Below are 11,877 nucleotides of genomic sequence, written 5' to 3' on the forward strand. Positions count from 1 at the left end.
ACCCCCGACCCCCACCCACCTTGTCCGCAAAAACCCACCGATTACCAGCCAAAGCATCGTTCGACTCAGGCAACGGGCCGCGCCCGAGCCGGTGGGTGAAATCGAAGGGGGTGTGGACGGTCGTGGACCAGCCCCTTTGCGCCAAGTTGCCTGCGGAGTCGGGCCGTGGCTCCTTCGCGAACAGGTGCAGCAGGTCGATGCCGATCTGCTCTCTTGTCGCGGTGTATAGCGGGCTGTCCCGGTACTCCATCAAGTCCTTGTCGAGCTTCACCTCGAAGGCCAGCGCGCTGCCCGGCGCGGCCAGTCGGTCTATCGCGTTGATGAGCTGTGTCTCGGCGGCGCTGGGTAGGTAGAAGAGCAGTCCCTCGGCCAGCCAGGCGCTTGGTGCTGTCGGGTCGAAGCCGGCGGTGGTCAGGGCTGTGACCCAGTCGGCGCGTAGGTCGATCGGGATCGGGATGCGTGTCGCGGTCGGGGTGGCCGCTAGTTGGTTGAGTACCTTGTGCTTGAAGGCCAGGACGCCTTCTCTGTCGATCTCGAAGATCACGCAGTCGGGGGGCCAGTCGAGGCGGTATGCCCGGGAGTCGAGGCCGGCTCCGAGGAGGACGACTTGGCGGGTGCCCGCGTGTGCCGCTTGGTGGAGGAAGTCGTCCAGGACCCTGGTTCGCAGGCCGAAGTAGCGGGCGAAGCGGCCCCACAGGGGGTTGGCGTCGCCGTCTGGGACCTGCTGGATGCGGATGGGCCAGCCCGCGGATGCCGGGGCGGCGCGGACGAAGTGCTCGGCGTAGCGGTCCTGGGCGAGGCTGTCGTGGCGGTGGGTCTCGATCGCGCGGGCCGCGGCGACCAGGAGGGCGGTGACGCCGATGCCGTCGTCCACGCCTCCCGCGCCGCTGTTCCGCTGCGGCACGTCGACCGTCATGGGTACTCCTTCTCGGTTCGCGGTATCAGGACGGGCTTGACGACGCGGCCCGTCTGGCAGTCGTGCTCGGCCTCGTTGATCTCGTCGAGCGGGTAGGTGCGGATCAGTTGGTCGAAGGGGAAGCGGCCGGCTTGCCAGAGCCCTGTCAGGCGCGGGATCAGCAGGCTGGGCACCGCGTCGCCCTCGCAGATGTGGGAGAGCTTGCGGCCCCGGTCGAGGGTTCCGGGATCCAGCGGCAGCGTCGTGGGCAGCCGGGCCACCAGGCCGAGGTGGCCGGTCGGTCGCAGGGCCCTGAGTGCGTCGTTGATCAGCTGGGGTGAGGCTGTGGTGTCCAGCGCGTACTGCACCCCGCCATCCGTCAGTTGCTTGATACGGTCGGGGAGGTCGGCTGTCGCGTAGAGCGGGATGGCGCCGAAGCGCTCGGCCATCGCCAGCCGTTCAGGATGCTGGTCGACGGCGACGGTCACAGCCCCGGCAGCGGCCGCCGCCATCACCGCGGACAGGCCCACGGCTCCCGCCCCGAGGACGGCGATGGCGTCGCCGGGGCCGGCGCGGAAGGTGTTGAGGACCGCCCCGGCGCCGGTGAGGAAGCCGCAGCCGAGCGGGCCGAGCAATTCGATGGGCAGCGCGGGATCGACCCGGACGGCGTTGCGGGCCGGGACCATCGCGTATTCGGCGAATGAGGACTGGCCGAACCATCGGGGCGCCAGGGGGATTCCCGCCACGTCGGTGAACCGCGCGGCGTTCTCCTTACGTCCCCCGAAGAGGTTGAGCTCGGCGAAGGAGCCGCAGTAGGCGGGGGAGCCGCTGACACAGGCGCGGCAATGCCCGCAGGAGTCGAAGCTCAGCACGACATGGTCGCCGATGCTCAGCCGCGTGTCCGGGCCGCCCGTCTCCACCACGACCCCGGCGCCCTCGTGGCCCAGGACGGCCGGCAGCGGCGAGCGGCCCGCGGAGCGGCGAACGGCGAGGTCGGTCCGGCACATCCCGCAGCCTGCGATCCGGACCAGGACCTCGTCGGCGGCCGGCCCCGCGTTCAAGGTCACCTCTTCGAGGGTGAAGCGGCTCTCGTAGGAACGCAGTACTGCCGCGCCGAACTGAAGACCCACGTGAACGCCCACGTGAACGCCCACCTGAACGCCCACCTGAACGCCCACCTGAACGCCCGCCTGAACGCCCGCCTGAACACCCACCTCACGCCTCCTGCGGCCGGTGCACGACGAACGGCCGGAGGTTCCCGTAGAAGCCCCACGGCCCACCCGCGACCCCGACGCCGCTCTCCTTGATGCCCGCGAACGGCTGGGCGAGGGAGAGCTCGCCGTGATGGTTGATCCAGACCGTCCCGCACTCCAGCCGCTCGGCCACCGCTTCGGCCCGGTCCAGATCCGTTCCCCACACCGAGCCGCCCAGCCCGAAGCCGGTGTCGTTGGCGGCCTCGACCGCCTCCTCGACACTGCGATACGCGAGCACCGGCAGCACCGGGCCGAATTGTTCCTCAGCCACCACCGGGCTCTTGGCCGAGACGTCGGCCAGGATCGTCGGGGCGAAGAAGTAGCCCGGCCGGTCGAGCCGGTGTCCGCCGGCCGCGGCGCGGGCGCCGTCGGCCAGGGCCCGGGCCGCGTAGTGCTCGACGCGGGCGAATTGCGGGGCGTTGTTGATCGGGCCCAGTTGTGATCCCGCCTCCAGGCCCGGTCCCACGACGGTGCTCTTCGCACGCTGCGCGAGGGCATCGACGACCTCGGCGTAGAGCCGGGCCGGGGCGTAGACGCGCTTGACCGCCATGCAGATCTGCCCGCAGTTGCGGAACGCCGCCCAGAACAGCCGGTCCGCGATCCGCTCCACATCCACGTCGTCGAGCAGGATCGCGGCGTCGTTGCCGCCCAGCTCCAGGGTGACCCGGGCGAGCGAGGCCGCCGCGCCCCGCGCCACGGCGCGGCCGGTGGGAATCGAGCCGGTGAAGGTGACGTGGCGGATCCCCGGGTGGGACGCGAGGCGCTCACCGAGGGGTTCGCGGCCGGTGACGATCGTGAGCACGTCCTCGGGCAGGGCCGTGGCGAGCACGGATCCCAGCATCCTGGTGGCCAGGGGCGTGAACGGGGAGGGCTTGAGCACCACCGTGTTGCCCGCGGCGAGAGCGGGGGCGAACTTCGCGGAGGCGAGTTGGAGCGGGAAGTTCCACGGGACGATCGCGGCGACGGGCCCGAGCGGTCGCCAGCGGATCTCGCTGCGCACCGGCCGGCCGTCCGCGATCGGCTGGGTTTCCGGGCGCAGAGCGGCGAAGTAGCGCAGGCGGGCCGCTGTGCGGGCGACCTCCGCGGAGGACTCGGGCAGCGGCTTGCCCTGCTCGCGGGTGAGCAGCGCAGCGAGGTCGGGTCCGGCCGCCTCGACCGCGTCGGCCGCCGCGAGCAGCGCGGCGGCCCGGACATCGGGGTCGGCCCGCCACCCGCGCCAGGCCATGTGGGCCCGCTCGACGATCGCGTCCAGTTCCTCAGGCTGCTGATCTGGTGCGTCGTCGAAGGGCTCGCCGGTCGCCGGATCGAGGACCGCGAAGCTGTCGCCGCGCCCCTCGTGCGGGCGACGGGACTGAGTCGTCATGCCGACGGCTCAGTTCCCGGCGGCGACGGTCGTCTGCTCTCGGGCATGCCGGTCCATCTCCGCCCGAAAGGCGGCCACCAGGTGCGGTTGGATCCGTCCGGTGTTGCGGTCGCCACGCTCGCAGACCGCCCCGCGCACACCGACGATGTCCGTGCCGATGCCGGTGAGCGTGCCGAGGTCGTCCACCCCGACGCTGCCCGCGAGCGCCGCGAGTTGGCCGGAGTCGTGGGCCCGCCGGACGAACTCCGCGCAGAGCTCGGGCGGCACATGGTCGAACAGCCGGGTCCCGTCCTTGATCGCGGTGTCGAGCATGGCCGCGTCGCAGCCGGAGCGGAAGGCGATATCGGGCAGCGCGAGCGGGTTGACGCAGCCGATCCGGTGGGCGTCGGCATACCCCGAGGCGACGACCAGCGCTTCGGGCCGGTAGTCCTTCACCGCCCGCACGACCCCCCGCATGACGGTGATGGCCTGCTCGGGCGTCGTGCATCCGTAGAGGCCGACCTTGATATACGTGGCGCCCGAGACGACCGCGCCGAGCGCCGCCTGGGCGACCGTGCCGGGCTTGTAGGGGACGTCCCCCACGGTCGCGGACACCGGCTTGTCCGACGGGACGACGTCGCGGATCTCCCTGATCACCCACGGGAAGTTCGCACCGAGCGAGCCCTCGTCCGGCTTCTTGACGTCGACGATGTCCAGGAACCGCGCCGCCTTCGCGCACTCGCGGGCTTCCTCGACGTCGGCCGGGGAGATGAGCAGCAGCACCGAGCTCTCCTTTCGCCCCTGCGCTCAGCGTGCTTGCGCGGGTATCAGGTGGTTGCCGCGGGTGTCGCCGTTCTCCGGCTCGTAGAACTCCACGATCGCCGCCCGCCACACCTGCACCTGGATCTGGTCCTGGGCGTTGGGCTCGAAGGAGTCGAACAGCGCGTGCAGGTTCTCGTGCCCGAAGCCGATCGCCTTCATCAGCGCCTCGAAGACGGGGCGCTCGATGAGCCCGTCGCCGTCCGGGTCGCCGAGCGCGGACAGCGCCGCGGCGAACTGGTCGACGGCCGGCCCGAAGCGCTCCGGGTTGAGCACGAAGGGCCGGAACTCCTCGGCGGTGATCCGCCCGTCGCCGTCGTCGAGCTCGGTGGCCATCGTGGTCCAGTAGCGGTCGAAGGCGGCCCGGATCGCGTCCTTCGCCCCCTGGTCGGAGCCGGTCGCGGCGGCGACCACCCGGTTCGTCATGAGCTCGATGTCGGTGGCCTCGATGAAGCCGTTGCCGTCGGTGTCGAAGAGGTCGAAGACGTGCTCGACCCGGCTGGCGGCCTTCGGGTGATGATTCATGGCGGTTCCGGCCTCCTGGACGTTTGATGACCTACTTGTCCGATTGTCGGCTCCGGGGAGTGAATTCGTATACTGCGAAGGCCGGTATTCACTCGAACAGTTGACCTCGCCACTGGCGCGCCACGGCACGCGTGATCGGGCGCGCGCCCGATCACGCGTGCCCGTGCTCCCGGTACCGCGCCAAGGCCTTGTGCCAGACCGCGCACGCCCGCTGGTGCTCGCCGAGGGCGGCGTGCGGTGGTGCTAGTGGTGGCCGGCCTGGAAGCGCAACCGGATCTTCGGCGCCGCCACATCGGGTGGTTGTTGCTCGATGCGGGAGACCGGTCCACTGGCCTGCACGCTGACCAGGTTCGGCCAGAAACGGGATGCTGCCGCGTTGGCGAGCAGGTAGGAGAGTGTCCACGGTCCCGGGTGGCGCTGGAACAGGAGTCCGGCGGCCTGGGCCGCGACGCCGCGGCCCCGGTGTCGTCGGACGACGAAGAACTCGCTGACGTTCCACGCGCCGTCGTCCCCGTCCACGTCGCATCGTGCGAGCGCGAAACCGGCCGGTCGTCCGGCCACGGTGATCAGGTGGGCTTCCCGGTCTGGTGCGGTGAAGTAGCTGTCGAGCCACGCGTAGTCGAACATGCCGTGCGCGGACAGTTCTCTCGGCTCGAACTCGGAGGAGTCGTGCAGGTACAACTGCATCAGATTGGCGATGACGGGCTTGTCCCCGGCGCCCAGGGGGAGAAGATCGACATCCACATCCACATCCACATCCACATCCACATCCACCTCGGCATGATGGCAGCCGTGAGCCACGGCTCACCAGCTGTTTTCGGAACCCGCAGTGCTCTGCGATCCTTCAGCTGCTTCTGCGACTGGCGCGACTCGCGAGGGTCGGGCTCCGCCGAATCCCTCCGGCACGGCGTCGTCGGCCGTACCGGAGTCTGATTCGCGCGTCCCATGGGCAGAATCCCGCAACTGTCAGCCGGCACTGTGAGCCCGTAACCGTCAGCCCGCACTGTGAGCCCGCAACTGTCAGCCCGCGGCGTTCAGCAGGTCCAGCGCGCTCTGCTGGCGGGCGGCGTCGATGCTGTCGAGCGGGCCGGCCCAGTGGTAGCCGTACTGGTCGAGCGCGTCCCGGTCGTTCTGGTAGGCGCTGTTCACCTGGCTGGTGAGATAGGCGCTGTATGGGTGGTTGGAGAGCGTGGTGTTCAGGTAGGACAGGCCCCGGACATAGGCGCCCTTGAACGATGGGCCGTCTCCGCCGCCGTTGGTGCCCGGCTCGCCCGGATCGGTGAGCACACCGTTCGGATTGAGGGCGGTGCTGGTGGTGGAGGCGTCGGCCAGGGCGGTGGCGCTGGTGAGCAGCGAGCTGTCGCCGGTCGCCTTGTACAGCTCGGTGAGGCCGCCCAGGATCACGCCCTGGTTGTAGGTGTACGTGGGCTGGCCGTTGTTGGCGCAGCCGGAGGTCAGGCCGTCGTTGATGAGGTGGGAGCCGTTGATCATGCCGCTGGCCTGGAACCAGTTCCACTCCGCCTGGGCCCGCTGGAGGTAGACGGTGTCGCCGGCGACGCGATTGTGCAGCGCGGCGGTGAGCCGCAGGTAGAGCTCGTTGGGGATGGCGTTCTTGTACGTCTTCGCGGTGCTCCACCAGACACCGCCACCGCACGTGGAGTCCCAATACTGGGCCATGTAATTGGCGTCGGTCTCGGCGGTGGCGAGGTAGCGCGAGTCACCGGTCAGGTCGTAGGCGTCCACCCATGCCAGGCCCCACCAGCCGGTGTCGTCGATGTAGGCGTTGGTGAAGTTGCCGCCTTGCGCGTTGATGTTGTCGTTGTAGGTGGTGGACACCGCGTACTCGTAGCTGTTCATGCCGGTGGCCCGGATGTTGTCGATGACCGCGGTGAGCGCGTTCGCCGAGTTCCACCAGCCGGTGGTGTTGAACAGGCCGGTGGAGGTGTTGTAGAACATCATCTCCGCGGTGGCCGCGGCCCGGCGCCGGTCCGCGGCGTTCCAGGTGGTGCGGGCCCAGGGGGTGCAGGCGATCTCGGCGCGGTCGCCGGCCTTGCCGCAGGCGCGCATCGCGCCGACACCGAGGTTGTTCCAGTCGTCGTTGTTGTACATCAGGGTCCGCCAGCCCCGGTCGCCGCTGGGGACGGTGGTGTCGCCGATCTTGCTGCCGGAGGACCAGGTCTGCCCGCCGTCGAAGGACCGGTCCATCCAGACCTCGTCGCCGGGGTTCCCGTTGTCGATGCTGGCCCACATCATGTCGTCGTTGTCGTCGGAATGGAGCACGATGCTGCGCGAGTAGATGCTGGTGCTGACTGGCTGCCGGTCCACCGTGGAAAGCGCGGGGTCCCGTGCGTCGCAGTACTTGTCGCAGATGGTGGCGGCGCGTGCGGGGGCCGCGATCGCCAGCGGGACGAGTGTCATCAGAACGCTGAGGATGAGCATCAGAGAACGCTTCACTGTGAAGGCGTAGCAAGGTGTCAGGGAAGCGTCAATACGCAGATGACGGCACGCGTCACCGCCGGGCGCGTGACAAGCCGCTGGGCTGCATCGCGAAACCAGCCTCTTGACAGAGCCGCACGGTGGCTGGACGGTAACGAACGTTACGTTACTAACTCCGGTAGGCGCCGATCGGCCACACTGGCGCCGCGCCGTTCGAGAGAGGACTGTCAATGGCGATCCATCCGAGAAGCCGTCTACGTTCCCTGATGATCGCGGCCGCCTGTGTGCTGACCGCGGTGGTGGGTGTGCCGACGGCCGCCGCGAGTGCGGCGCCGGACCGGCCGGGATGCGGCCGGTCGGCGGGCGGCGCGGAAGCAGAGTCGGCGCTTTTGTCGCGGGTGATCGGGCCGGCGGCCAAGCAGGTCTGCTTCCAGGTCACCGGGGCCGGCGGACCGGAGACGTTCTCGATCCACGGCGTCCCGGGGCGAATCGACATCCGTGCGTCGAGTCTGTCCGCCGCTTCAGAAGGCGCCGGCTGGTACCTCAAGTACGTCGTTCACGCCGATGAGGGCTTGGGGGATTTCCACCCGAAGGTTCCCGACATCCTGCCCGCGCCGCCAGAGGCCATCACCCAGTCGTCCAACGTGGCGAATCGGTATGAAGGCAACGATACCCAGGACGGCTATACGAATCCGTACATGAGCTGGTCCGAGTGGCAGAACATGCTGGACATGTACGCGCTGCACGGCATCAACCAGGTCTATGTGCTGCCGGGTACTGACGCGGTGTATGAGAAGGTCCTTGAGGACTACGGCTATACGGCGGATCAGGCGCGCGCGTGGATCCCGCTTTCCGGAACCCAGCCGTGGTGGGTGATGCAGAACGTTTCCAACGACACCGCGCCGATTCCCCAGTCGCTGTTGGACGCCGACGCCGCCCTGGCCAGGAAGATCGTTGAGCGGTGCAAACAGCTGGGCATCGCTCCGGTGATACCGGGCTACTTCGGCACCGTCCCCACCGACTTCGCCGCGAAGAACTCCACTGCCGACAACGGGAATCCGCCCTACGTCGTGCCCCAGGGCACGTGGGGCGGCGCGCAGCGGCCCTCCTGGCTGGCTCCGACCGACCCGCTGTTCCCGAAGGTCGCCGCCGACTACTACAAGCAGGCTGACACGTTGTTCGGCGACAGCACCATGTACCGCATGAACCCTCTGCAAGAGGGCGGAAACGCCGGGAACATCGACCCGGGCGCCGCGGCGAGCGCCATCATGACCGCTCTCCAGGCCGGCGAGCCCGGGGCGACTTGGATGCAGCTCGGCTGGGAAGCCAACCCGGGCTCCCGTGAGTTGAACGGTCTGACTCCCGCGCAGCTCTCCGATCTGCTCATCGCCGACGGCACAACCGACACCGGTTCCTCCATGCCGAACCGGGACGCCGACTGGCCGAACACCAACTGGCTGTTCGGCACCATCCCGTTCGGCGGCGGGCAGACCGCGATGGGCGGGAACGGACAGGTGTGGCTGGACCGCTACTTCGCCGAGCTGGCCAAGGGCGGCGGCCACATGACCGGCATCGCGTTCCAGCCCGAGGGCGTCAACGATCCGGCGGCGTTCGAGCTGTTCGCCGAGATGCCGTGGCACGCCACCGAGTTCGATCTCGACACCTGGCTGTCCCAATACGCGCTGGGCCGATACGGCACGAACCAAGCGGCCGCCGCGTGGTCGGCGATCGCCAAGGCGTACGTCAGGCCGGTGAAATGCTGCGGTCAGGAATCCCCGCTGGGCCGGACGCCGTCCCTGACCGACAGCACGGCGGCGAACTTCGACGTCCAGACCTTCGCCACGGCCCTGCCGCTGCTCACCCCCGCGGCGCGATCGGCGACCCAGCCCGCCGCCTTCGACTACGACCTCGCCGACGTCGCCAACCAGGTCGTCACCGACTGGGCCAACGCCGAGCTGCCGCAGATCGGCAACGCTTACCAGGCGAAGGATCTGGCGAAGTTCAATGCCCTGACTCTGACTTGGCTTCAGGCGATGGACCTCGACGACCACGTACTCGGCACGGTCCCGGCATTCATGCTCGGTACCTACGTCAAGGACGCGCTGGTCGCAGGTGACGACCCGACCGAGTCCGCCGCGCTCCGTTCCAACCTGCTGCACCTGTGGACGACCTGGTTCAGTGACTCCGGGTCTTCCGCCGGCAACGGGGATCTTCAGAACTACGCAGCGCACGTCTACTCGGGGATGGTCAACAGCTACTACGTGCCGAACTGGCAGCTGTACTTCAACACACTGAGTACCGCGCTCGCCGACAATACGACTCCGGCGCCGATCGACTGGCTGGCCCGCGGTGACCAGTTCGCCTCGGCCTCGACGCCGTTCCCCACCAGGCCGAGCGGCAGCACGGTCGCCGTCGCCAAGCAGCTCACCACGCTGTTGTCGATAGCCCCGATCACCCCGCCGAAGTTCACCAGCCCGGTCAACGGCTCCGCGCTCGCGGCATCGCTTCCCACGGTCACCGGCACCGGGGTGGCCGGCGCGAAGGTCGAGGTGACGGAAAGCAGTGCGTTGATATGTTCGGCCGTCGTGGCCGCCGACGGTAGTTGGCTCTGCACTCCGTCGGCGCCACTGTCCACCGGCCCGCACACGCTCTCCGCAGTCCAATCCAACAGCGCGGGACAGTCCTCCAACGCCACGACGGTGTCGTTCTCCGTGGGGACCGCGCCAAGCCTGGTGGACGACTGGACGTTCGACAGCCAGGCGAACGGCGTCGTCCAGGACACCGGCAGCGGCCACTTCAACGGGTCCGTCACCGGCACGACGACACTGGTGCCCGGCAAGGTCGGCGACGCGGCGAAGTTCGACGGCACGGCCTCCCCGATCGTCACCTCCGCGCCGAATCTCCAGACGCCCTGGGCGGTCGGCGCCTGGGTGAACCCGAGCGCGAGATCCGGTAGCGCGAACCTGCTCGACGGTCCGCGGGTGGAAGGCAACAGCTCGCTGAAGATCCAGCAGAACGGCACGTCCGGGTTGGTGGGGGCGACGTCGTTCTATGTAGAGGACTACTCGGTCGACTACGCGGCGCCGCTCAACACCTGGACCTACCTCACCTACGTCGATGACGGCAGCCAGATCACGGTCTACGCCGATGGCACGGCTGTCGGAACGATTCCGGCTAGCTTTGCCCTCAGCCGCACCGACATCGGCAGCAACCAGAGCAATGCCGGACTCGATGCTTACACCGGGCTCATCGATCAGATGAGTGTTTTCGCCAACAGCCTCACGCCGGGTCAGGTGGCGGCGTTGTATGAGTCGGCACAGTCGGGCGGTACCGGCACTGGTACCAGTACGAGTACCGGCACCAGCACCGGTTCTGTGCGATGAGGTGATGGCGCGTTTCGGGGCGCTGGGTCGCGACAGAATAGGGGCATGAAGCTCGAGCGCGTCGAACTGCGCCGGATCGATATCCCGCTGAGTACGCCCTTCCGGACCTCGCTGGGCCTTGAGCTGAACCGTGACATCCTGCTGCTGCGTGCCGACACCTCTGAGGGGCCGGGCTGGGGCGAGTGCGTTGCCATGCCCGAACCCGGCTACTCGGAGGAGTACCTCGACGGCGCCGCGGAGATCATCCGGCGCTTCCTCCTGCCGGCGGTGGCCGCGCTCGACGACCTCACGCCGGCTCGGGCGGCTGCCGCGATGGCGGCGTTCCCCGGCCACCCCATGGCCAAGGCGACGGTCGAGATGGCGGTCATGGACGCGTGGCTCCGGGCGCGGAGGACCTCCTACGCCGACCACCTCGGCGCGGTCCGCACGGTCGTGGACTGCGGGGTGTCGGTGGGCATCGCTGACACGATCGGCCTGCTCATCACAGAGGTCTCAGGCTACGTGGACCAGGGCTACCGCCGGGTCAAGCTCAAAATCGAGCCGGGCTGGGACCTCGAACCCGTCCGGGCGATCCGCGAGCGCTTCCCAGACATCGCCCTCCAAGCCGACGCCAACGCCGCCTACACCCTCGCCGACGCCCGCCACCTGGCCGCCCTGGACGCCTTCGACCTGGTGATGTTGGAGCAGCCGCTGGGCTCCACGGACCTGCGCGACCACGCCGCCCTGGCCCGCATGCTGCGCACCCCGATCTGCCTGGACGAGTCCATCACCTCCGCAAGCAGCGCCGCCGACGCCATCGGCCTGGGGGCCTGCGCGATCGTCAACATCAAGGCCGGCCGAGTCGGCGGCTACCTGGAGGCACGCCGGATCCACGACGTCTGCGCCGCACACAGCGTGCCGGTCTGGTGCGGCGGGATGCTGGAGACCGGGCTGGGGCAGGCGGCCAACTTGGCGCTCGCAGCGCTGCCGGGCTTCACGCTCCCCGCCGACATCGTGCCCTCCGAGCGCTACTTCGCCACCGACATCACGGCGCCTATCGCCATGAGCGAGGGCCGGATCGCGGTCCCCAGCGGGCCGGGTCTGGGGCTGGAGCCGATGCTGGAGATCGTTGAGGGGTACACGACGGATGTGGTCACGGTCGCTGGGTTCAGCTGATTGCCGGGAGTGTGCCGTCGGCTGGGACTGGCTGGCCGGGGCCGCCGGTCTTGTGACTTGGCTTTGGGC

At 69.0% G+C, this 11,877-nt stretch carries 9 protein-coding genes; 2 read left to right on the forward strand and 7 right to left on the reverse strand.

The features are described from left to right. The 7 genes from IZR01_RS43275 to IZR01_RS43305 all read right to left on the reverse strand — a co-directional run. Positions 1-916 (reverse strand): class I SAM-dependent methyltransferase (locus IZR01_RS43275; RefSeq protein ID WP_194898422.1); only part of this gene is annotated, 916 nt, incomplete at its 3' end. Beyond that, a complete protein-coding gene (locus IZR01_RS43280; RefSeq protein WP_194898425.1) occupies positions 913-2,025 on the reverse strand; it encodes an NAD(P)-dependent alcohol dehydrogenase in 1,113 nt (370 codons plus the stop codon). The genes IZR01_RS43280 and IZR01_RS43275, both read right to left, overlap by 4 nt. An 85-nt stretch (positions 2,026-2,110) precedes the next feature. Next, the gene (locus IZR01_RS43285) at positions 2,111-3,511 is read right to left on the reverse strand and encodes an aldehyde dehydrogenase family protein (protein WP_194898421.1); all 1,401 of its coding nucleotides are present in this window, start codon (positions 3,509-3,511) and stop codon (positions 2,111-2,113) included. A gap of 9 nt (positions 3,512-3,520) precedes the next feature. Then, positions 3,521-4,273, reverse strand: coding sequence for a (5-formylfuran-3-yl)methyl phosphate synthase (locus tag IZR01_RS43290; RefSeq protein WP_194898420.1), 753 nt, complete (start codon positions 4,271-4,273; stop codon positions 3,521-3,523). A gap of 24 nt (positions 4,274-4,297) precedes the next feature. Beyond that, positions 4,298-4,834, reverse strand: a complete 537-nt coding sequence (locus tag IZR01_RS43295; protein WP_194898419.1) for an EF-hand domain-containing protein — start codon at positions 4,832-4,834, stop codon at positions 4,298-4,300. A gap of 243 nt (positions 4,835-5,077) precedes the next feature. Beyond that, positions 5,078-5,608 carry a GNAT family N-acetyltransferase gene (locus IZR01_RS43300; protein ID WP_228555804.1) on the reverse strand — a complete coding sequence of 177 codons (531 nt, stop codon included), beginning with the start codon at positions 5,606-5,608 and terminating at the stop codon, positions 5,078-5,080. Between the two features lie 246 nt (positions 5,609-5,854). Continuing rightward, positions 5,855-7,273 (reverse strand): glycoside hydrolase family 76 protein, encoded by a 1,419-nt coding sequence (locus IZR01_RS43305; protein ID WP_194898423.1) that lies wholly within the window; start codon positions 7,271-7,273, stop codon positions 5,855-5,857. Between the two features lie 263 nt (positions 7,274-7,536). Between IZR01_RS43305 and IZR01_RS43310 the strand changes: the two genes are divergently transcribed. After that, on the forward strand, positions 7,537-10,653 hold the full coding sequence (locus IZR01_RS43310; protein WP_194927216.1) for an alpha-N-acetylglucosaminidase TIM-barrel domain-containing protein: 3,117 nt from the start codon (positions 7,537-7,539) through the stop codon (positions 10,651-10,653). Positions 10,654-10,698: 45 nt separating this feature from the next. Beyond that, entirely contained in the window at positions 10,699-11,808 is a 1,110-nt protein-coding gene (gene menC / locus IZR01_RS43315; RefSeq protein ID WP_194927217.1) for an o-succinylbenzoate synthase, read from the forward strand. Positions 11,809-11,877 lie beyond the last annotated feature (69 nt).

This window comes from Catenulispora pinisilvae (assembly GCF_015356865.1).
GTDB classification, from domain to species: Bacteria; Actinomycetota; Actinomycetes; order Streptomycetales; family Catenulisporaceae; genus Catenulispora; species Catenulispora pinisilvae.

What these genes read in the sequence shown, in the direction of transcription:
- IZR01_RS43310 (WP_194927216.1), top strand. Translation starts at nt 7,537, where the DNA reads ATGATCGCGGCCGCCTGTGTGCTGACCGCGGTGGTGGGTGTGCCGACG.
- IZR01_RS43305 (WP_194898423.1), bottom strand. Translation starts at nt 7,273, where the DNA reads ATGCTCATCCTCAGCGTTCTGATGACACTCGTCCCGCTGGCGATCGCG.
- IZR01_RS43295 (WP_194898419.1), bottom strand. Translation starts at nt 4,834, where the DNA reads ATGAATCATCACCCGAAGGCCGCCAGCCGGGTCGAGCACGTCTTCGAC.
- menC (WP_194927217.1), top strand. Translation starts at nt 10,699, where the DNA reads ATGAAGCTCGAGCGCGTCGAACTGCGCCGGATCGATATCCCGCTGAGT.
- IZR01_RS43285 (WP_194898421.1), bottom strand. Translation starts at nt 3,511, where the DNA reads ATGACGACTCAGTCCCGTCGCCCGCACGAGGGGCGCGGCGACAGCTTC.